This window comes from Streptococcus sanguinis, assembly GCF_026781265.1.
GTDB lineage: Bacteria > Bacillota > Bacilli > Lactobacillales > Streptococcaceae > Streptococcus > Streptococcus sanguinis_T.
Genome location: NZ_JAKUVC010000002.1, coordinates 854995 through 877957 on the forward strand (window position 1 = coordinate 854995; position 22963 = coordinate 877957).

Sequence of the window (22963 nt, forward strand, 5' to 3'; positions counted from 1 at the left end):
AAATGTCGGTAAAACCGCCTATAATTTTTACCAATCGACCTCAAATTCGATTTCCAGAGCATCTTAATTTTTTTATTTTTGCAATTCAAAGACAGCCATTAAACTAAAAAATATGTAGGATAGATAAGAAAAAAGCCGGAATATTTTCCAGCCTTATTTTCTTATCAGTTTCTCAATATTAACGACGGTATTGTTGTAAGAAGCGCGTCATTTTTTCTTGGATTTGAGCTAGCTCATCTACTCTAGGCAGATAAACGATTCGGAAATGATCTGGGTCCTTCCAGTTAAAGCCTCGTCCATGGACGAGAAGGACTTTTTCCTGCTTGAGGAAATTGAGCACAAACTGCTCATCATCGTCGATACGATACATGTTCCGGTCAATTTTCGGGAAAATATAGAGACCAGCTTTAGGTTTTACAGCTGACAGTCCCGGGATGTCCTGAATAGCCTGATAGATGAAATTACGCTGCTCATAGATACGGCCACCTGGCAAAAGCAGTTCATCCACAGATTGATGACCGCCAAGTGAGGTTTGAACGACTTGTTGAGCCAAGACATTGGAGCACAGGCGCATGTTGGAGAGCATGTTCAACCCTTCAATATAACCTTTAACATGATGCTTAGGCCCAGATAGCACCATCCAGCCAACCCGGAAGCCTGCAATGCGGTGCGACTTGGAAAGACCATTCATGCTGACACAGAAGATATCAGGAGCCAGACTAGCTACAGGGGTGTGGACATTGCCATCCATCACCATGCGGTCATAGATTTCATCCGCAAAGATAATGAGATTATTTTGGCGAGCAATTTCCACAATTTCCAGAAGAAGTTCCTTAGGATAAAGTGCTCCCGTCGGATTGTTAGGGTTGATGATAATGATAGCCTTGGTATTAGATGTGATTTTTGACTTGATATCGTCAATGTCTGGATACCATTCTGCCTGCTCATCACAGACATAGTGAACAGCATTCCCACCAGCCAGACTGACTGCAGCCGTCCAGAGCGGGTAGTCTGGCATTGGCACCAGCACCTCATCTCCGTCATCCAGCAATCCCTGCATGGACATAACAATCAGCTCGCTGACACCATTTCCCAGATAAATGTCATCAATATCTACATTAGGAAAATTCTTAAGCTGGCAATACTGCATAATGGCCTTGCGGGCTGAAAAAATTCCCTTGGAGTCAGAGTAACCTTCACTGTCACGTGCATTCATAATCAAATCATGAATGACCTCATCAGGAGCGGTAAAACCAAATTCAGCCGGATTTCCTGTATTGAGGCGGAGAATCTTTTCACCATTGGCCCTCATGCGCATAGCTTCGTCCAAAACTGGACCGCGAATATCATAGGCAACATGTTCCAGCTTGCTGGACTTGTCAAATTCTTTCATTCTTATTTTTCCTCTATTCATCAGAATGTTATCATTATACCACCAGAAAAAGCGATTGACAACAAAAAAATAAGCTCACTTTTCATGTAGTTAAAAAGAGAATTATAGGACAAAATGCCCCATTCCTTTTCTAATCCCTCAAAGCAAAGTACTCTTTCTCAGCTTGCAATGAACTGACAGCATTCCCATTTTATCTTTACTTTTTTTCTGAAAAGGGTTACAATAGAAACAAGAAAATAGTTGCAAATCACTCGGACGTTATGGACTGATTGATTTTTGGTCAGCCCAATCATTCTGCGAATGATGAGACGTCCTTTGCCAACCATTTTAGAGGAGGTAGCTCTATGACTCAGAAATATGAAAACATTATGGTTGCTGTAGATGGTTCTCACGAATCCGAACTAGCCTTTGAAAAGGGCGTTAACGTGGCTCTCCGAAACGGCTCTCGTCTCACCATCACCCACGTCATTGACACCCGGGCTTTACAAAGTGTCTCAACTTTTGATGCAGATGTCTACGAGGACTTACAGGAAGATGCTAAAAAGCTGACAGCTGAGCTGAAAGAAAAGGCTCAAAAATCCGGCATCAAGTATGTTGACATTGTCATTGAGATGGGCAATCCCAAGACACTTTTGGCTACTGATATCCCCGAAGAGCACAAGGTGGATCTAATCATGGTTGGTGCTACTGGCCTCAATGCCTTTGAACGGCTGCTAGTCGGCTCTTCCTCCGAATATATCCTGCGCCACGCCAAGGTTGACTTGCTAGTGGTCAGAGACCCAGAAAAGACTTTATAAAAACTAGAGCAGTCACTGAACTGCTCTAGTTTTCTTCTTTTTTCTGCTCTATGGTACGCTGGTAGGCCTGAATCTGTCGTTCCAGTTCTTCTTTGATAGCTCCTTCGGGAGCGTATTTTTCTTCCCAGTCATCTGGTTTGAGGATTTTATGGGTGACGGGGTCAAAGTGAGCCTTCCCATCTGGGAAAATTTTGCCCATATTAGCCCGATGGACAATATCGAACAGTTGCTCTGGGTCTACTCCCATCAGGACAAAACTGCCATAAGTAAAGTAAAGAGTATCAATCAAGGCATCTACCTGACCGACCAGAGAAACCTCGGCCTGACTCTTGGAGCGAACCTTGTCAGCAGCCTTGTCAAGCGCCTGATGGAGATAGGCTACAGAACTGTCAAAGTCTTCCTCAGACTTACTAGCTGCTCGCAGAAACTCAACCAGTTCTTCCAGCTTGAAGCCTGCCCGATAGCGAGCGTCCTGAGGCGACCAGGCAATCGGCTCTTCCTGAGTACTTTCATCCATGACACTATGGAACTCTTTAACCTTATTAAAGTGATGGTCACTGCTGGTAAAGACCTTTTCCCTCGCTAGGATACCAAAATGCTCCAGAGCCCTGTGAATCCCATCCTGACTATTGCTGCTAGTCGTATGCTTGGCCACTTCCTTGACCGAGCTGGTTCCATTTCCCATAGCAATAGAGAGACCAACTCCCGATAGCATTTCCAAGTCATTGTCAGAGTCACCGAAGGCCATGACCTGATGAATGTCAAAGCCATATTCCTTGCCGACTCGGCGAATCCCCTCTAGCTTAGACGTGTCTTTATTGATAATATCGACCGCATAGGGGCTGCTGCGGGTAAATTTCAAATCAGGAAAGTCTGCTTCAATCTTACGGCTTTCTTCTGGACTGGCCAAAATCAAAGCTTGGTAAATCGGCTCCTGAATCAGCTGCAGGAGATCCTTTTCATGCTGGGGCAAGGCCTTGCTGATGACTTTATTAAAACCATGACTGACCGTTCGCGCCATTCGCTTAGGGATGAAGCGGCTAGTCCACTGGGAGAAAGGGCTCATTCCAAAGGACATAATCTTGGAGCCCAGCATAGCCTCAGCCGTTCCCAAGGAAATCTCTTTCCGATGCTTCTTAGCATAGGCGATTAAATCCCGCAAACTCTGCTTGTCAATGGGACTGGCAGAAATTACTCTGTCTCTTGAAAAAATATACTGGCCATTGTAGGTCACAGCAAAGTCTAAGTCCAATTGCTCCATAAAAGGTTTGACAAAGAAAGGACCGCGGCCGGTTGCCAAACCGACCAATATTCCTTGCTCCTTTAAACTCTGAATAGCCTTTTCTGTAGATTTCAAAACCGTTCGACTGTCATTGACCAGTGTCCCATCAATATCAAAAAAGACGGCCTTTACTTCCATTGATTTTCTCATTCTTTCCTTTTATGATACAATAAATTATAACACAAAAATGACATACAATCACATAAATTGCAGAAAAGAAAAGCTGGAGTAATATCCATGCAACAGGATTGAAAACTCTATGAAAATATAATGTATTTTTTCAACTCTGCATCATGACTATAAGGAGAAAGGATTTATGACAAAGAAAATCTTGGTCCTGCATACAGGAGGAACCATTTCCATGCAGGCTGACGGCTCTGGGGCTGTGGTTACCAATGCTGATAACCCTATGAACCATGTGACAGTTCCGCTTAAGGGGATTGAGACGGAAGTCATTGACTTTTTTAATATTCCCAGTCCTCATATCACGCCCCATCACATGCTCAAACTTTACCAGAAAATCAAAGCCAGTGCTGACCAATTTGACGGAGTAGTCATTACTCATGGGACAGACACTTTAGAAGAGACGGCTTACTTTCTGGATACTATGCAGATGCCGAAGATTCCGGTCGTTCTGACCGGAGCTATGCGCAGTTCCAATGAGCTGGGGAGCGACGGAGTCTATAACTACCTGACAGCCCTGCGGGTGGCTAGTGATGAAAAAGCCAGTGATAAAGGCGTGCTTGTCGTGATGAATGACGAGGCACATGCAGCCAAGTATGTAACCAAGACCCACACGACCAATGTCAGCACCTTCCAGACACCGACTCACGGACCGCTCGGCTTGATTATGAAGCAGGAGATTCTCTATTTTAAGACAGCGGAGCCTCGAGTCCGCTTTGACTTGAACAGCATTTCTGGTCTGGTGCCCATCATTCCAGCTTATGCAGGTATGAAGACAGAGCTTCTGGACATGCTGGATTTAGACAAGATAGACGGCCTCATCATAGAGGCATTCGGTGCTGGCAACCTCCCCAAGGAAGTAGCTGACAAGCTGGCTGATATAATAGCAGCCGGACTGCCAATTGCTCTGGTCTCTCGCTGCTTCAACGGGATTGCTGAGCCAGTCTATGCTTATGAAGGAGGCGGCGTTCAACTGCACCAGGCTGGTATCTTCTTCGTCAAGGAGCTCAATGCCCAAAAAGCCAGAATCAAACTGCTCATCGCCCTGAATGCTGGACTCAAAGACAAAGAACTCCGAGATTATATGGAAGGCTGAAAAAATCCCTATTTATTTTCTTTAAATCAAAAAGTGCTAAGGTTGCTTAGCACTTTTTTGACTCTTTCATATTCTAACACTGGGCAAATTCATTGAATCGCTGGACTTAGAAGATTACCTCAAACAGAGACTCTAGAATTTCAAAAATATAATCACTTACCATAGGTCACCTCCATTTTCTGAGCTTGCTTAAATGTCTTCGGATAGCGGACTTTGATTGTAACTTTCATAGCTTTTACCTCGCTTATCATTCATTCTTTAAGAGCAAAAACGAAACGCTTGTAGCGTTCGACCTCAAGTTTGATCCTTAATCTTTTTGTTCTTACTTGGATATAAGGATACAGCCCTAAACTTAAGAATCTCTTATAGATTTCTTAGGGAAAGCTTATAGTCAAAGAAGTCCGGCAGCAATCCTTATCTACCATTTGAAACGAACAAGTCTTTTCTGCCACATACAAAAAACTTCACCGATTGGGTGAAGCTTATGATTTGTTAGGAGATCTATGATGAAAAAATTCTAAATTATTCTGCTTCTTTGAGTAACTCATAACTCGCAGGTCTTCTAGTCTTCAAGCTTTGGTTACAGGATTTTAAGGGATGTTTAGATTGTCATTGGTCCTACCTCTTTCTTTGATTTGACAATAGTATAATCCCTCAAACTCAAAGCCTACTTATAAATAACTTGCAGGAAACTTAATCAAAAGAACTCTTAATCTAGGTAATCTCGCTTGTCCAAATGAAGAGCAATCAAGTGCCAATTAGGATCTGTCCGCCAGTTCGGATCAGCTGTAATCTGGCTGGCAACCTTTCTGGCTTCTTCTAAAATCGGATAATCTTCCACGATGTCAGCCACTTGAAACTCTGGTATACCAGACTGCCGAGTACCAAAGATTTCTCCAGAGCCTCGCATTTTCAGATCCTCTTCAGCCAGCAGGAAACCATCGGTCGTCTCAGTCATGATTTTCATGCGGCGCTTGCCCGACTCCGTCTTGGGATTGGCAACAAGGACGGCATAAGACTGCTTGCTCCCTCGGCCGACACGCCCTCTTAGCTGATGAAGCTGGCTGAGTCCAAAGCGGTCCGCATCCATGATGACCATCACCGTAGCATTGGGGACATTGACTCCGACCTCAATGACTGTGGTAGAGACTAGAATATCAGTCCGTCCTTCCTTGAAGTCCTGCATAATCGCCTCTTTTTCCTCGCTCTTCATCTTACCATGAAGCAGAGCAACTTGTGCCTGCTGACCAAAATAGGCTGTCAATTCTTCTTCTAGGGCAATGGCATTCTTAAGATCCAGCACCTCAGATTCCTCAATCAAAGGAGAAATAAAGTAGACCTGAGCGCCCTTATGAAGCTCTTTTTTAAGCCAGTCGAGGACGACTTCCAGCTGCTCATGCTTGACCCAGCGGGTGATGATAGGTTTGCGTCCTGCCGGCATCTGGTCAATGATAGAGACATACATATCACCAAATGCTGTAATAGCAAGGGTCCTGGGAATAGGCGTCGCCGTCATCATGAGGACATCAGGATTGTCTCCCTTTTCCCGTAAAATCCGGCGTTGCTCCACCCCAAAGCGATGCTGCTCGTCAATGATGACCAAGCCCAATTCATGGTAACGGACTGCTTCCTGAATCAAGGCATGAGTTCCGACAATCGTGTCCACCTGACCCTTTTCAATCGCTGATAAGGTTTCCCTGCGTTCTGCTGCTTTCATCCCACCAGTTAGCAGGGCCAGCTTCAATTCTGGAAATAGCTGGGCTAGGCTGTCAAAATGCTGCTCAGCCAAAATTTCTGTTGGAACCATCAGAGCTGACTGAAAGCCAGCTGTATAAACAGCATACATAGCTAGACCAGAGACTACTGTCTTTCCGCTTCCCACATCGCCCTGCAGCAGGCGATTCATGTGTCCAGGCGATCGCAAATCCTGCAAAATCTCTGTCAGACTGCGCTCCTGAGCCGGAGTCAGTTCAAAAGGTAAGCTCTTCTTTTTCTCGGCCACAGCATCCGACTGCCAATCAATCTTCAATCCATTGCTGACAGCATTGGTTTCTCTCTTTAAGACCTGCAGCTGCATCTGGAAATAAAAGAGTTCTTCAAATTTAACCCGCCGAAGAGCCTGCTTGTAATCAGCCAAGTCCTTTGGAAAATGCATAGCCCGCACAGCCTCAACTCTGCTTACTAGCTGGTAGCGTTCCAGCAGGGGCTGGGGCAGATTTTCCTCTAAGAGCAAGTCCAAACCTTGGTCAAAGGCAGTCTTAATCAGCTTGACCAGACTGCCCTGACTAATTCCCTGAGCCAGCCGATAGACAGGCTGCAAGTCGTCCTCTACTTGAGCCAGCAGTTTCATTCCAGTCAGACTAGCCTTGGATTTATCCCACTTTCCAAAGACGGCTATATTAGCTCCCACTTCAATCTTATCTGCCAGATAAGGCTGGTTAAAGAAATTAACTGCCAGAGCGACATCTCCCTGCTTGATAGTAAAGCGCAGGCGATTGCGTTTGTAGCCATAATACTGGACATTGGCCGGAGTCACAACCTGACCAGAAACAACCGCCTTTTCTCCATCCTCCAAGTCTAGGACATTCTTACTCTTAAAATCCTCATAACGAAAAGGAAAATAAAGCAGCAAATCCTGCAAGGTCTCTAGACCCAGCTTGGCAAATTTTTCTGCTGATTTCGGTCCCACACCAGGCAGAACCGTCAAAGGTTGGTGTAAATTCATAATTCCTCTTTCAGTTCTGATACTGCTGCGGATCTAAAATCACAGACAGGGGGAGCAAGCTAGAAAATTATCAAATGCTTCAAGCGGTTCCCTTCATTAATCTTCTTAGTCCTTATAGACCCTCGGTACACGGTCGCTAATCAGGCAGACCACCTCATAGTTAATGGTACCACGCTTTTCTGCCACATCTGTCGCTGTAATGTTCTCCGCTCCGCTATTTCCAATCAATACAACCGGAGTGCCAAGGGGATAAGCCTGAGGCAGACGCACTGTAATCTGGTCCATGGAAACGCGGCCAACAATAGGGCAACGCTGACCATAAATCAAGACATCAAAGCCCTGCATATCGCGTGTCCAGCCATCCGCATAACCCAAAGGAATGGTTCCAATCCACTCTTGAGACTTGCTGGTGTAGGTAGCTCCATAGCCAACATCTGCTCCAGCCTCTACTTTCTTGATATGTACCAATTCTGAGACCAGTGACAGAGCCGACTTGCATTCATAAGGAAGTTCCAAGACTCTTCCGCTGGGGTTGAGACCATAGATGATATCACCCAGCCGGACAGCATTTAGAACGGTCTCGCTGTGCCAGAGAGAGGTGGCGGAATTACTAGCGTGGACAAGAGGAGGCACACTGTCCAGCTCAGATAAGATCTGATGAAAACGAGCCAGCTGGGCATCAAACTTAGAGTGTTCAGCTTCATCTGCCGTTGCAAAGTGGGTAAAAATCCCCTCCGCGACAGCCCCAGCAGCCTGCAAGCGATGGATTGCCTCCCGAGCTTCCTGACTATCACGAAAACCAATCCGCCCCATACCAGAGTCAATCTTGATATGAAAATTCAATCCTGTTAAGTCTTTTTCCGCAGCTAAAGCTAAATCCAACCACTCCAGACTGGCTACGGTCAGAGACACCTTTCCCTTTCTAGCCAGCGGAAGCGCAGCCAGATCTGACACTCCTAGCACCAGAATTTTTTTTCCAATGCCAGCTGAGCGCAGCTCCAAGGCTTCATCAATATTAGACACACAAAATCCATCTACGAGGGGCTCAATGTGCTTAGAAACCTCAATAGCTCCGTGGCCATAAGCATTGGCTTTAACGACAGCCCACTTTTCTGTCGTCTGAGGCAGATGGGCACTCAGTTGTCTAATATTAAAAGCAATGGCAGCTAAATCAATCACTGCCTTGCTGGGTCTATGCAGACTAGCTTTCATCATTTTCCTCCAAAATTACGCTGGCTGTAACTAGGCCAGCAGCGTGGCTGAGCGAAATCCAAACCTTGCCAGTAAAAGGTGACCGGCTGAAATAAGGCGCTCCCTGACGGTCATTTAAAATCTCCAAGTCCTGAAACCTAAGCTTACCGATACCGGTTCCCCAAGCTTTAGAAAAAGCCTCCTTGGCAGCCCACCGGCCAGCCAGAAATTCGATTTTCCGCTTGACAGATAACTCCTCAAAACGAGAAAGCTCCGCCTCGGTCAGCACCTTCCTTGCAAAGCGGGCATTTTTCAGATAGGCTCGCTCAATGGCAGCCAACTCTTCTATATCAATTCCGTGTCCTTTTATCATATCATTCTCTGGAAAGGCGACAAAACTCAGCTGGACCGCCAGCTGAGTTCGTCTTCACCCGACAGTTAGTCCTCTTTACAGGTCAAGACTGTCCCTTTCAATTTTCCTTATTTATCTAAAGTGCTGTAAATTTCTTCAATGAGCTGAACTGTATTATCCCAGCCCAGGCAAGGGTCAGTGATAGATTTACCAAAGACTTCTGGCTCATTTTGCCGGCCGTCTTCCAGATAAGACTCAATCATAAAACCACGAGCCGCTCTCTTAATCTTTTCGTTCCAATCCCGATTAAGCAAGGTCTGACGCACAATCCTAATCTGTTCCAGATACTGCTTGCCAGAGTTATCGTGATTGGTATCAATGACGATGAAAGGATTCTCCAAGCCCATCTTTTCATAGTAGGAAATGGCATCCAGCATATTTTCATAGTAGAAATTTGGAATGTTCTTACCATATTCATTGGTCGCCCCACGCAGAATAACGTGAGCCAAAGGATTCCCAGAGGTTTCTACTTCCTGGCCATGAAACAGGAAAGTCTGCTTATTTTGTGCTGCATAGACAGCGTTAAACATAACACCCAGATTGCCAGAAGTTGGATTTTTCATGCCGACTGGAGCGTCAATCCCAGACGCTACAAAGCGGTGCTCCTGATCTTCAACTGAGCGGGCACCCACAGCATGATAGCTGACCAAGTCGTCTACCAGCACAAGATTGGACGGATAGAGCATCTCATCAGCTGTCGTCAGACCAGTCTCTGTAATGACACGGTAGTGCAGCTGACGAACTGCCTGCAAACCATTGATAAGGCTAGGTGCTTTAGAAGTATCCGGCTGATGAACCAAGCCCTTATAGCCATCCCCATTGGTCCGCGGCTTAGCAGTATAGACCCGCATGACCATAAAAATCTTATCCGCGACCTTCTTCTGCAGCTCTGACAAACGGCGGGCATACTCCAGCACAGCCTCTTCATTGTCCGATGAGCAAGGGCCAATCACCAAGAGAATACGCTCGTCTTCACCACTGAGAATCTCAGCTAGTTCTTGGTCTCGCTTGTTTTTATGAGTCAAGGCCTGACCAGTCAGTCTGGTTCTGGACTTAATCTGCTCAATGTCAATCTTCTGACCTTTTTCAATAAATGCCATACTATTTTCCTAATGTATCATAAATTTCACGAACCAGCTGTTCTGTATTAGCCCAGCCCAGACAAGGGTCAGTAATGGACTTGCCAAAGACTTCTGGCTCGTCCTGACGACCGTCTTCCAGATAAGACTCGATCATAAAGCCACGTACTGTAGCCTTAATCTTTTCATTCCAGTCCCGGTTAATCAGAGTCTGGCGAACGATACGAACCTGCTCCAGATACTGCTTACCAGAGTTATCATGATTGGTATCAATGATGATAAAGGGATTTTCTAAGCCCATTTTTTCATACTGGGCAATGGTATCCAACAGGTTATCATAATAGTAATTGGGAATATTCTTGCCGTATTCATTCAGAGCACCGCGCAAGATGGCATGCGCCAAGGGATTGCCAGATGTTTCTACTTCCTTACCAGCGAATAGGAAACTCTGCTTGTTCTGAGCTGCATAGATACCGTTAAACATGACATTGAGATTACCAGAAGTCGGATTTTTCAAGCCAGTCGGAAGATCCGCTCCACTAGCTACAAAGCGGTGCTGCTGGTCTTCGACCGAGCGAGCTCCTACAGCCATGTAAGAAATTAAATCATCTACCAGAGGCAGATTTTCTGGATAGAGCATCTCATCAGCTGTGGTCATGCCTGTCTCGGAAATAACCCGATAGTGCAGATTGCGGACTGCCTTGATGCCGTTAATCAGACTTGGAGCGGCAGTCGCATTGGGCTGATGAATAAGCCCTTTGTAGCCATCTCCGTTCGTCCGAGGCTTGGCAGTATAAACCCGCATGACCATGAAAATACGGTCTTTCACTTCTTCTTGGAGAGCAGATAAACGCTTGGCATACTCCAGCACCGCTTCTTCATTATCTGAAGAGCAGGGACCGATAACCAAGAGAATGCGGTCATCCTGACCACGCAGAATTGCTTCTAACTCTCGGTCACGCTTTTCCTTGCGAGCGAGCATGTCGCCTTCTAGCTTAGCAAGTTGGCGAACTTCTGCCACATCAATGGGTTGACTGGTTGCTTTAAAGGTCATCTATTCTCCTTCTTTTATGCTTACTTTTTACGGCCGTGACAGTTCTTGAACTTCTTGCCAGAGCCACATGGACAAGGGTCGTTTCTCTTTACGTTAGACAGGTCTGTATTCTCAGGCATATTTGGCGCCTTAGCAGAGATATTGCGGGTAGCTGTCGTACTGATAGCCCGCTCGGTCCGAGGGCGCTCTTGCTCATGAATCTGCGCTTTCATCATCAGACGAGTCACGTCAAACTCGATGGAGCCAATCATGTCGTTGAACATACGGAAGCTTTCTGCTTGATATTCGACAACTGGGTTATTTTGTGCATAACCGCGCAGTCCAACAGCATTGCGCAGCTGGTCAAGGGCATCAATATGATCAGTCCACTTGCTGTCCACCACGCGCAGGATCAAGACCTTCTGGAATTCACGCACTGCTTCTTCGTCTCGCAGCTTAGCAATCTGACTGTCATAGACTTCCAATGCACGTTCAAACAGATAATCTTTGATTTCTTGGTCAGACTTGCCTTCCAAATCGCTATCTGAAATAGAATCTTCTGAAACCAAGTTATACTTAGCAAAGTTTAAAATCGCTTCAATCTTATCATCCTGATCAGAGTGGCTGCTGCCATCAACGATACGGTTGATAGTCCGTTTAATCATAGCATGGATTTCAGGACTGAGGTCACGGTCAGCAGTGATGACATCGTGGCGCTCAGCATAGATAATTTCCCGCTGCTCACGCATCACGTCATCATACTGCAAGACTTGTTTCCGCGTATCGTAGTTATTTCCTTCGACACGCTTCTGAGCTGCCTCTACCTGACGGGTCAGCATGCCAGACTTGATAACAGAATCTTCGTCGCTAAGGTTCATTCGATCCAAGAGGGCTTTAATACGCTCTGAGCCAAAGCGGCGCATCAGCTCATCTTCCAGTGACAGGTAGAACTGTGACTCACCTGGATCACCCTGACGGCCTGAACGTCCGCGCAGCTGATTGTCAATCCGGCGGCTTTCATGGCGCTCTGTACCGATAACACAGAGACCACCCAGTTCGCGAACACCTTCACCCAACTTAATGTCGGTTCCCCGTCCGGCCATATTGGTCGCAATGGTAACCGCCCCACGTTGACCGGCGTTCATGATAATCTGTGCTTCTTTATAGTGGTTTTTCGCATTGAGGACTTCGTGAGGAACCCCAGCTTCTACCAATTTCTTAGAAATATAATCACTGGTTTCAACCGCAACGGTACCGACCAGAACAGGCTGGCCTTTTTCATGACGATCTTTAACATCCTGAACAACTGCCTTGAACTTAGAATCAATACTTGGGTAGAGCAGGTCAGAATGGTCAATACGTGCTACCGGACGGTTGGTTGGAATTGGAATAACACGAATGTTGTATGTTTCGCGGAACTCTTCTTCCTCTGTCTTAGCTGTACCTGTCATGCCAGACAGCTTCTTATACATACGGAAGAGGTTCTGATAAGTAATAGAAGCAGAAGTCTTTGTTTCTTCCTGAATCGGCACACCTTCTTTGGCTTCAATCGCTTGGTGGAGACCGTCAGAGTAACGACGTCCTTCCATTGTCCGACCGGTAAACTGATCGACAATCAGAATTTCCTGATCTTCACTGACTACATAGTCAATGTCAAGGAGCATGATGTAGTTAGCTCGCAGAGCATTGTCGATAAAGTGAGTCAGGGCAACATTTTCAATATCGTATAGATTGTCCAGCTTGAAGTAACTTTCTGCCTTGTCAATACCTGAGTCAGACAGACCAATCGTCTTAGACTGAACATCGATGATGTAGTCGTCCTTATCAAGAGATTTGACATAGTGGTCAGCCATATGATAAAGCTGGTTGGTATCTGAAGAAACCGGTCCGGATACAATCAATGGTGTCCGAGCTTCGTCAATCAGGATTGAGTCCACCTCATCAACCAAGGCATAGTTGAGTGGACGCTGTACCATGTTTTCAGCGCGGACTACCATGTTATCACGCAAATAGTCAAAGCCGATCTCAGCATTGGTTGAATAGGTAATGTCACAAGCATATGCTTCTTTCTTCTCAGATGGAGACTTAGCTGCCAGATTGATACCGACAGAAAGACCCAGCCAAGAGTAGAGTTCACCCATTTCGGTCGCGTCACGCTCAGTCAGGTATTCATTGACTGTGACAACATGCACACCTTTGCCTGCAAGGGCATTTAAGTAAACTGGCATTGTCGCAGTCAAGGTTTTTCCTTCACCGGTACGCATCTCTGGAACGTCACCATGATGGAGAACGATCCCTCCCATAACCTGTACCTTATAAGGGAAAAGACCCAACACTCGCTTAGCTCCTTCACGGACAACCGCAAAAGCTTCAAATAAGAGCTGATCTAAACTTTCGCCATCAGCATAGCGTTTCTTGAATTCTTCTGTTTTTGCCTGAAGTTCTTCATCAGACAAGGCTGCCATTTCGTCTTCAAAAGCCAAGACCTTGTCAGCCATTTTTTCTAATTTTCTTAATTCACCTTTATCATTTTCAATGATAGTCTTTAAAATATTCGCCATTTTTTTCCTTACTATATAATAATCTTTCTGATTTTTAGAATGTTCTTTTCATTATAGCATGTTTTCCTATATCTTTCAAGAATGAAAAAAGCAAAAAAGCTCCATTAGACTGTGCTTACAGAACTGGGAGAGGGCAGGATATTCGAGGATAAAAAAGAAAAGGCAGAGGTCTTGCTCTGTCTTTTCGAGTCCAAACAACACAAGGATAAACTTGTTTTTTCTTATTGATATAGAAAGTTATTCCTGCACTCCTTGAACATTCTACCGCTCTTTTGGCTACTTAAAATCCAACAAGCGCATGGTGTCTTGGGCAATCATCAATTCTTCGTTGGTTGGAAGAATGAGAATTTTAGCCTGCGACTGGCAATTTTGAATAAAGAGCTGACCTTGCTCGTTAGCTGCCGGATTTAAAGAAAGTCCTAAGCAATTGAGTTTTTGAACGACCAAACTGCGGATCAAGGCTGAATTCTCCCCGATTCCAGCAGTGAAAACCAAGGCATCCAGACCATCTAAATCTGTGATGTAGCCTGCAATGGTCTGAGCGATGCGGTTGACAAACATATTGACTGCTAGACTGGCTTTTTCATCGCCTCTGTCACAGGCTTCCAGAACATCTCTTAAATCATTGCTGAGCTGGGAGATAGCCAGCAGACCAGATTCTTTATTGAGGACATCGCTTAATTGCTGGGCTGATAATTTTTCTTGTTCTAGCAAAAAAGGAAGAATCATGGGATCTATGTCACCGGAGCGGGAGCCCATCATCAGGCCAGCTAAGGGGGTGAATCCCATTGAAGTATTGACAGACTGACCATTTTTAATGGCGCAGATACTAGCACCATTGCCCAAATGGCAGTTGATAATCTTCAAATGCTCCGCAGCTTCTCCCTGCCCTTCCCAAATCTCCTTTACCTTTTGAGCAATATATTTGTGACTCGTTCCATGGAAACCATACTTTCTCAAACCGTATTTATGATAGTAATCCCAGGAAAGAGGATAGAGATAATAGGCTTCTGAAAGGCTTTGATGAAAGGCTGTATCAAACACAGCCACTTGTCCTGTCTCCGGCAAAGCCTTTTGGAAAGCTCGAATCCCTACCAAGTTGACAGGGTTATGGCTAGGAGCTAGGAAAGACAGCTTTTCAATAATAGAGAGAACTTGCTCGTCTATCAAAGCAGAATCATCAAAGGATTCTCCGCCATGGGCTACGCGATGACCGACTCCATCTATCTCGTCCAGAGATGCAATCAGCTTCCGCTCCAAAAGAAAGTCAAGCAAGTAATCCACGGCAAATTGATGTGAAGGGATGGCCAGCAGTTCCTTTTCTGTTTGACCTTCAAATTCAATCTTAAAAATACCTTCCTTTAAGCCAATCTTTTCAAAAATCCCTTTCACCAAAAGGCTCTCATCAGGCATACTAAGCAGTTGAAATTTTAATGACGAACTGCCCGCATTAATCGCAAAAATTTTTTTAGACATATTTTTCTCCTGAGCAATGAAAACAGTGATTTTTCCAAATAACGTTTTTTGAAAACTGAAACTTTCCATTGCTGCTTGTTAGATAAATAAGCTAGCTTCAAATGGTCGGCTAGCTTATTTACTATTTTATATATTACATAGCATTGACTGCCAAGACAGCCAAGACAGCGCCGATAGTCGGTCCTACAATTGGCACCCAAGCATAAGCCCAGTTTGCATCTCCTTTATTCGGAACTGGCAAGAGAGCATAAGCAAGGCGCGGACCGAAGTCCCGGGCTGGGTTGAGGGCAAAACCTGTCGTCGAACCCAAAGACAAGCCGACCGCCATAATGAGGAAGCCAACTAAGAGTGGAGTGAGTCCAGGCGTGATTTCGCCGTGCGTTATCATCAAAAGTGCAAAGATGAAGAAGAAAGTCGCAACGATTTCGCTGAGCAGATTAAACGCTGGATTCTGGATGGCTGGTCCAGTAGCAAATACGCCAACAGAGTTTCCTTCCTCTGCCTTGGTTTCTTTGAAATGGGGATAATAGAAGAGCACTACAATAGCCGCTCCGACAAAGGCTCCTAGAATCTGAGCAATGATATAGCCCACTACTTGCTCCCAAGGGAAGATGCCACCCACCGCAAAGGCAATAGTGACAGCTGGGTTAAGGTGACCGCCAGTATTATAAAACCCTGCCGTATAGACACCCAAGGTCACTGCCAGGCCCCAACCAAATACAACGGTAAACCAATTGGGAGAGAAACCTTTTGCGAGACTCTTATTAAGACTGATAGACGCTCCGATTCCATTCCCAAAAACCATCAGAACCATGGTGCCTAAAAATTCACCTAGATATTTTTCCATACTCCATACTCCTTCATTTCGAAATATTTTATACTCTCTCCTCTATATTGCTTCTACAGCGCAATAGAGAGTCTAAGAAAGTATAAGAGAAATATGCTCGTAAAATAGGAGAAAATCCCTAGCTCCAAAGCATGGATTGCAAGTGGTATTCTCTCCTCTGATATTATTTAATTAGCTTGCTTCTCTACAGACCCACAGCATACTCAGCAATGGACTGGTCTTCTTCAGAACTTCCTCCGCTGACGCCGATACCGCCAATCATCTCTGACTGGCAATAAATAGGAATGCCACCTGCTAAACTAACGACCTTATTGTCAGTCATCGTTTCCAGCTGGTAGAGCCACTGACCAGGCTGAGTTAAAGGTGCTAAATCCTTGGACTGCATCCTCATGCCAACAGCTGTGTAAGCTTTCTTATAAGCCATATCGTTACTCACTAACAAGGCATTTTCCATACGATAGGCCATCACGACTTGTGCTGCTGGATCAACCACCGTTATCACGACAGCTAGTCCTAGCTCTTCAGCCTTTCGTCTGGCCCTTGTTACCAATTCCCAGGCATCCTGATAGATATTTGTGAAAAGAACAGGCTCTTTATCCAGTAAGGTTTGGCATCTGGCAAGGACTCTTTGAATAATGCTGTCCTGCAATTCTGAGTTTCCTTCCCATCTTGATAATTCTGGACTATCAAGCTCGTCTCTCTCTCTATCTCTAGCCATCCATTTCACCTCTTTTCAGTAGTTGACACGATTATCTTTTTGAATCGATCGGAACAAGTCAAAAAGATGCTTCTAACAGGTCAGATTTTTTAAACGGGACTCCCTTGACCAAACGCGCTGCATTTGAACCAAATAGGCGCAAGACGTGGTCCGGTATAGCAGAATAATCTTTGATACGATAGATAAATTTTTCAAGCGGCAAGTTACGATAATGGAGGACTGCATCCCGCCCATCACAGGCTATCCCTACTAACAGCTGGGATTGAGTTGCAGCCACATGCGCTAGTGATACAGGATCACTAACTTCATCTGGTCTGACCAGACTGAAAGGGATACCTTCCTCTTCGATACCGTAACCGATTTGTGCCACCTTATCCGCAGGAGCATTGTCCGTAGCTATCAGCCTAATGGTTGGCTTTCTAGTATAAGCTAATTCCATAGTCGGCCCCCCATTTCTCTCTGACATAGGTCAAAATCAGTCCGGTCGCTACTGCATTTCGAGGTCCCACCAAGCCACGTACATTGCCTCGACCAGCTACAATGGCATGCTGAGAGAGGGCTTCGGTCACTAGCTGAGGTATTTCAAAGTCCAAAGCTGAGCCACCCACGATAACAACGAAAGGAATGTCTCGAATATTTTGAGTGGGACTGACACGCTTGAGAGCCCGCAATGCATTGGTAACAAAGACTCTTTCCTTGGCAGACTGCCGAACAAGTTTGATTTTCTCAATAGAGTAGTCTCCGTCATCAATAGGAACAAATTCATCATTTTCCTTAACGATGACGACTCTGGCAAACAAATCTCCAGACAGCGGCTTATCAAAAAATTGAACAGTGCCGTCTTCATGCCGGATATGGAAAAGACTTTCTACCTTGGCCAGAGGATATCGTTTGATGTCCTCTGCCAGATGATGATTTTCCAGTCCCAACTCCGAATTGATCAGCATGGTTACCATATCACCGGCACCAGCTAGATGGACGGCCAAGATTTGACCCCTGCTATCAATAATGGAAGCATCTGTCGAGCCTGCTCCCAAGTCCAAAATAGCTAAGGGGCGATCCGTCCCTGGTGTAGTCAGGGCTCCGAGGATAGCTGATTCAGCTTCTGCTCCACCGATTTCTACAGTGATACCCAGCTCTCGTTCGACTTCTTGGGCAATGATGGACATTTGTAGCTTGTCAGAATTTACCATAGAGGCTATACCGACAGCCTGCTCCATAGAAAATTCTCCAGCCACACCACCGCGCACAGAAATCGGAGCAAAAGTATTAACGGCTAGTAAGTCACGGATATAAATGTCGGAAGGCTCTTTCTCAGTCAGGTCAGCCATGGTTTGGCGCACCTTCTCCAGCATGCCACCAACATTGGTGCCCGCCTCTCCGACAACATTGCTAATCTCGCCAGCATAGACAATTTTCTCCATAATCTCATCGGCACCCTTGGAAATATCTACCTTTAAGGTATGCTCCTTGCCGATAATTTGGATACTACCTGCTGGAATCGTCCGAGCCTGAACGTCACCTGCCGGTGTCTTAATCACGACAGCTGAGCGGTTGCCAATGAGGGCACGGGCAATGGGAACAATGCTTTTCGTCTCTTCTGCACTCAAGCCAAAGACCGTCGCAATACCATAGGGATTGGATAATTGAGAAATCACCTTCCCCTGCTCTACTACTTCAACAGCAGCTTGCATTCCCAAAGGAACCTTGTCAATAAAGAGAATCTCATCCACGATTGGAATCTTCTGGCTAATGCGGTTATTGACCAGAACCCCATCATCCGCCTGCAGAATGGCAGCGGTAATCTGATAGCCCTTGGCTAGATAGGCATTGATTAGCTGGGCAACCAAGTCAAAATCAATGACCTTCGGCACTACCACGATGTATTTCCCATCAATCGGATGATGAACCAAGTCGAGAATATCTACCGTGAGTCCAATCCCCAGACCCAGACCGCCTGGAGTACGCGGATTATGACCAATCATGGTAGACTCAGTAATGACCGTCTCTGTGATAGTTTCCATGGCAACATCACCGATAACAGGCGTCGCTTCATTGATCCGAATCAAATCAACTTGGCCCACTTCAAAGGATGTTTGCTCCATCAATTTTCTCAGAGATTGATAAATCCCGTGGACATTTTCCTTGGTCCCCTTGATACCTGTTGTATCCGCAATGGCTGAGGCAAGAAAGTGAATGCTTCCATCATCTTGCACTTCAGCTAAGGCAGACTCAGTCGAAGAATTTCCTATGTCTACTCCAATGATTCGTTTCACATTTTCACCTCCACCAAGATTAGGCTATTTTGAGTAAGCATTATAAAAGCAGTGATAATAATCTTTTTTCAACCCAAAATAGCCTTGATAAAACCGGATTAGTTGTCACCTTTCAACTTCTTGCGGCGCTCATAATTTTCAGCAGCCTCTCTGACAAAGCCCGCACAGATAACAGCTCCATATTGGTTTTCCAATTCATTGGCAATGTCCAATAATTCCTGTTTGGAAGACCGGTAAGGGCGCAGGGCATTATAGATTTCCAGCACACGCGCATCCGGAACCTTGGTCAGTTCGGCAGCCCGAGAAAAGTTATACTGGATTGCTTCGCGGCCGGCATTCTTAGCAATTTCACCTTGCTTGATCAAAATCTCTGGCTTAATCCGCAAATCCTCTGCTTTTACATAGCCAGACAAGATATTTTCCAGTGTAATATCTTCGAATTTCTTATCCTGACCAACCTTTATCCAGTCTGGGTGTTTTTTAGAAATAGGATAATCAGCCGCTGTCGCTTCATCAGAACTGATAGGACGATTGGCTGCTCCTTGACTAGCTGAGCCGCTATCGCTTAGCTCGGCTAATATCTGTTTTACTAATGTTTCTACTGATTCACTCATTCTGATTTCTCCTTGTAGACATCATATGCATTAAATCACCTGACATTCATCAGCTGGTTTTCCTCTTTTAACCAGTTTCGTTTCCTTGATATGCAGCAAGGCTGAGTATGCCTGGTACTTAGGACGAGCCATTTGGTCGTTAAGGGTTGGCACCGGATTTGGTGTTTCACCCTTAGCATACTTAGCAGCATTTTTACCAATCAAACGATAGGTTTCAGGAGTTAACAAAGGTGCCTGCGGGAAGAGTTCCAGATTACTGAGCGGTGGCAAATCACGTTGGTGAATAACCGTTGTTCCCTTAGACTGAACACCGATAGAAATGCCAGAACCAGACAAGTGGTCTCCTTCTACCGCTACAAAGGCAACGTCAGAAGAACGATAGACCTTGACAATGCGAGCCTTGAGCCCTTCTTCTTCGATACCAGCCACCAGCTGACGCAGCACTTCCGTATGAGGAATGTCCACCATCGTCTTCACCTGCTGTTCCCCAAAGGCAGGCCCAACTGCAATAACGACTTCATCCGTTGACTGGCTAGGCTTAGCCACACCAACTGTACGGATGACAGCTTTTTCATTGGACACAGGCTTTGTGGCAGGCTTTTCGCTTGTTTTAGCAGCTGTTTCGTTGGTATTGGCGCTCATCTCTTTCATCACTTCTGCAATAATGGAGCGCAGTAAAGTTTCATTTATCTCTGTCATCTTAGCTCCTCCTATACATCACGCGGGTCAATCGCTTTAGGAATGTCTTTGACTTTTTCCCATTCTTCGCCGACCAGACGATGGCCTGTACCGACACCAACATAGTCATTCGGTGAATTCACCGCTGAAATAACATTCCAATCCCGATCAAAGATAGCAGATGTTTGCAGGAAATCCCCTGCTACACGTTGTTTGAACAAATTGAGCAGCTCATTGGCAACTTCTGGAAAGCCATTATTAGCCAAGGCTTTGATCAAATCAGCCCCTTGAACTCCGCGTTCCAGAATACCTTGAGCAGCCTTGATGTCTTCAACCTTATCCCGCTCTGGCATATCTTTAGAGCCATGAGCATAGGTCGCGGCTTCGACTTCTTCGTTGGTAATCGGCGGCAGGCCCAAGCCTTTGAAAAGAGCTTGCATAACGCGTGCTGCCTTGTTCCGAACCTTTACAACTTCCTCTTCACGTACAGGACGAAGACCACCGTCTACCCGCAGGTCACGTTGCAAGACATTGTAGTCGTCAAAGTCTTCCGCATCCCAGTTAGAGCCGGCAAACATATTGTCATAGTTTGGCGTAGCAGAGTAGCCAGAGTTGATAAAGTCTGTACCTGGCGCAAACTGCATCAAAGTCCGAACGGAGCGACGTAAGTCTGAGTGAGTAAAGGTTTGGTCATTTGATGAAGCACACTCCAAATCCAGCATGCTGGCAATCAAGTTTTCAGCAACGACCGCTCGAATACCACTCGGAACAGCTGCTGGAATACCGATACAGCTTACTGATCCATTCTGAGTTCCTTGAACCCCAGCTGCTTTCGTAACATAGAGACAGCGAGCTTCCAGATAGAGCATGGACTTGCCTTCGGCTTGTCCCATCTGCACTTCAGATCCTGTACCGGAAGTGAAGCGCATCTTGAGTCCTCGAGAGGCATAGGCGGAAGCCAGAAAGGCCTTGGACCAAGGTGTATCATCTCCATCGGTGAAGACATCTTCTGTACCATAAACAGAGATGGTCTCAGCATAGGCTGTAAAGCCACGCATACCAAATTCTAGTTCTGTTGCTTCTTCCAAGGAGCACTGAGTCAGTACCCCAGGACGGCCCACTTGGGAGCCAATCATCAGAGACAGGGCATTGAAAGGAGCATAACGCACTACGGCAACCGTTGTTTCCTGCTCTGCAAAACCACGCAGAGCTCCTTCAGCCGCATCTGCTGCAATCTGCACTGGATTATCATTAACATTAGTGACGTGGGCTTGAGTAGCTGTTTGCTTACGGGTCCGCATCTTTTGCAGACACATCATGATTTCCACGACATTCATCTGATTGACCACTTCAATGATTTTAGCCGGAGTCATGGCCTTGGTCAGCTTGATGATTTCTGTCCGAGGTACATTCGGTGTCAATATTTTATTGGCAATCTCTCTTGAGTCCATCTGAATAACTTCTTCAGCGCGGCTCAAGTCAATCCCGTAGTTAGCAATGAACTGGTCAATCAGGTCAAATTCTTCTTTTGGTTTGCCGTCTAACTCAACCACTTTCCCATTTTGAATTTTGATACTGGGTTTAGGGTCATTGGGACTTTCCATAGCCACCAAACCTTCTTCAACCCATTCTTTTACAAATCCATCTTGGTTGATAGGGCGTTCGCTTAATACTTCAAAACGTTTGGATCTCATACCGTTTCCTCCCTCTCACTCTTAAATGTAAGATGGCTGTGAGTTGGTTGGCTCGTCACCCATACTACCTAAAAGTGCCAGTCCAACTTCACGCGCTGAGATAACTGATTGTCTAACCGCTCCAGAATCCCCACTGATAAAGAGGATGGCTTCGTTTGAGTGGCTAGTACCACCATTTCCTGGAGAAGCATAGCCAACAACAGTAACGTTGGCAGCCTTGACAGCTGTATCCGCCATAACAACACCAATAGCTGCAGGTGCTCCGACAATCAAGCCAAAAGCACGACCGTATTCAGCACCAAAGGCAGTCTGACAAGCATAGCTAGCACGCGCAGTATACTGAAGTTCAATATGCCCTGCATCATTAGCATAAACATCGCCGAAGGTTCGATCCACTTCCTTCAAGGTTACTTCCACAGCTCGTCTGACATCTGATACATCTTCACCGCCGAAGATGATCAAACTTCCGTGTCCAGCACCACCCTTAGTATCACGAGGTAATTCGATTTTAACAATTTCTGTATTGGTTGCTTTGACCGCTTCATCAGCAGCCATGATATGAGGACCTGCACCGGTACGAGCACCGACCACACCGATTGAGCGATAGCTCTTTTCTAGCTTCATAGCATCCAGCACCTGCTGGTCCACATTGGCAATGACAAGTCCAATTGTATCGCCTATCGGATTAACACCGACAAATTCTGTAATATTGCATTTGTTTTCCATAAGACAGCTCCTTTCGCTGACATATATTTTGAAGCGCTTACAATTTTAGGGAATAAGGAAATCAGATAAGAGGAGCACCATAGCTATACGCCTCTTTCTGATTCCTTTTTTTAACTTTTTTTGGGTCAAAAGAATAGATTATTCTAAGGTTTTCTGTTAGAATGAGTATGGTTGTTTTTTAA

At 45.6% G+C, this 22963-nt stretch carries 19 protein-coding genes; 2 read left to right on the forward strand and 17 right to left on the reverse strand.

The genetic code is table 11. The features are described 5' to 3' along the window. Positions 1–178 precede the first annotated feature (178 nt). The gene (locus MK370_RS04800; RefSeq protein ID WP_268684372.1) at positions 179–1393 is read right to left on the reverse strand and encodes a pyridoxal phosphate-dependent aminotransferase; all 1215 of its coding nucleotides are present in this window, start codon (positions 1391–1393) and stop codon (positions 179–181) included. Between the two features lie 344 nt (positions 1394–1737). Here MK370_RS04800 and MK370_RS04805 point away from each other — a divergent pair, with 344 nt between their 5' ends. Next, a complete protein-coding gene (locus MK370_RS04805) occupies positions 1738–2190 on the forward strand; it encodes a universal stress protein (RefSeq protein ID WP_268684373.1) in 453 nt (150 codons plus the stop codon). Positions 2191–2215: 25 nt separating this feature from the next. On the opposite strand, the gene MK370_RS04810 is transcribed toward MK370_RS04805, so the two are convergent. After that, a complete protein-coding gene (locus MK370_RS04810) occupies positions 2216–3610 on the reverse strand; it encodes a Cof-type HAD-IIB family hydrolase (protein ID WP_326845079.1) in 1395 nt (464 codons plus the stop codon). Positions 3611–3788: 178 nt separating this feature from the next. Here MK370_RS04810 and MK370_RS04815 point away from each other — a divergent pair, with 178 nt between their 5' ends. After that, a complete protein-coding gene (locus MK370_RS04815) occupies positions 3789–4751 on the forward strand; it encodes an asparaginase (protein WP_268684375.1) in 963 nt (320 codons plus the stop codon). A 709-nt stretch (positions 4752–5460) separates the two neighbouring features. On the opposite strand, the gene recG is transcribed toward MK370_RS04815, so the two are convergent. From recG to pduB, 15 genes are all read right to left on the reverse strand, one after another. Beyond that, positions 5461–7476, reverse strand: a complete 2016-nt coding sequence (recG, locus tag MK370_RS04820; RefSeq protein WP_268684376.1) for an ATP-dependent DNA helicase RecG — start codon at positions 7474–7476, stop codon at positions 5461–5463. A 105-nt stretch (positions 7477–7581) separates the two neighbouring features. Continuing rightward, positions 7582–8688, reverse strand: coding sequence for an alanine racemase (alr, locus tag MK370_RS04825; RefSeq protein ID WP_326845080.1), 1107 nt, complete (start codon positions 8686–8688; stop codon positions 7582–7584). After that, a complete protein-coding gene (gene acpS / locus MK370_RS04830; RefSeq protein WP_268684378.1) occupies positions 8678–9040 on the reverse strand; it encodes a holo-ACP synthase in 363 nt (120 codons plus the stop codon). Before acpS ends, alr begins: the two co-directional genes overlap by 11 nt. Before the next feature lie 107 nt (positions 9041–9147). Further along, the gene (locus MK370_RS04835; RefSeq protein WP_268684379.1) at positions 9148–10179 is read right to left on the reverse strand and encodes a 3-deoxy-7-phosphoheptulonate synthase; all 1032 of its coding nucleotides are present in this window, start codon (positions 10177–10179) and stop codon (positions 9148–9150) included. A 1-nt stretch (position 10180) separates the two neighbouring features. Then, complete coding sequence (locus MK370_RS04840; protein WP_002901054.1) at positions 10181–11212, reverse strand: 3-deoxy-7-phosphoheptulonate synthase; 1032 nt, start codon at positions 11210–11212, stop codon at positions 10181–10183. 20 nt (positions 11213–11232) lie between these two features. Then, positions 11233–13752 (reverse strand): preprotein translocase subunit SecA, encoded by a 2520-nt coding sequence (gene secA, locus MK370_RS04845; protein WP_268684380.1) that lies wholly within the window; start codon positions 13750–13752, stop codon positions 11233–11235. 276 nt (positions 13753–14028) lie between these two features. Next, positions 14029–15228 carry an acetate/propionate family kinase gene (locus MK370_RS04850; RefSeq protein WP_268684381.1) on the reverse strand — a complete coding sequence of 400 codons (1200 nt, stop codon included), beginning with the start codon at positions 15226–15228 and terminating at the stop codon, positions 14029–14031. A gap of 133 nt (positions 15229–15361) precedes the next feature. After that, positions 15362–16075, reverse strand: a complete 714-nt coding sequence (locus MK370_RS04855) for an MIP/aquaporin family protein (protein WP_002907132.1) — start codon at positions 16073–16075, stop codon at positions 15362–15364. A 184-nt stretch (positions 16076–16259) separates the two neighbouring features. Next, positions 16260–16793: a GlcG/HbpS family heme-binding protein gene (locus MK370_RS04860; protein WP_268684382.1), complete on the reverse strand. Its 534-nt coding sequence runs from the start codon at positions 16791–16793 to the stop codon at positions 16260–16262. Between the two features lie 58 nt (positions 16794–16851). Continuing rightward, positions 16852–17232, reverse strand: a complete 381-nt coding sequence (locus tag MK370_RS04865; protein WP_268684383.1) for a glycerol dehydratase reactivase beta/small subunit family protein — start codon at positions 17230–17232, stop codon at positions 16852–16854. Next, positions 17213–19069, reverse strand: coding sequence for a diol dehydratase reactivase subunit alpha (locus MK370_RS04870; RefSeq protein WP_268684384.1), 1857 nt, complete (start codon positions 19067–19069; stop codon positions 17213–17215). The genes MK370_RS04865 and MK370_RS04870 overlap by 20 nt, the downstream gene beginning before the upstream one ends. 98 nt (positions 19070–19167) lie before the next feature. Further along, complete coding sequence (locus MK370_RS04875) at positions 19168–19683, reverse strand: diol dehydratase small subunit (protein ID WP_125435102.1); 516 nt, start codon at positions 19681–19683, stop codon at positions 19168–19170. A 30-nt stretch (positions 19684–19713) separates the two neighbouring features. After that, positions 19714–20382, reverse strand: coding sequence for a propanediol/glycerol family dehydratase medium subunit (locus tag MK370_RS04880; protein WP_161543453.1), 669 nt, complete (start codon positions 20380–20382; stop codon positions 19714–19716). Positions 20383–20393: 11 nt separating this feature from the next. Beyond that, positions 20394–22055 (reverse strand): propanediol/glycerol family dehydratase large subunit, encoded by a 1662-nt coding sequence (locus MK370_RS04885; protein WP_268684385.1) that lies wholly within the window; start codon positions 22053–22055, stop codon positions 20394–20396. Between the two features lie 21 nt (positions 22056–22076). Continuing rightward, positions 22077–22808 (reverse strand): propanediol utilization microcompartment protein PduB, encoded by a 732-nt coding sequence (pduB, locus tag MK370_RS04890; RefSeq protein WP_260425614.1) that lies wholly within the window; start codon positions 22806–22808, stop codon positions 22077–22079. Positions 22809–22963: the final 155 nt, after the last annotated feature.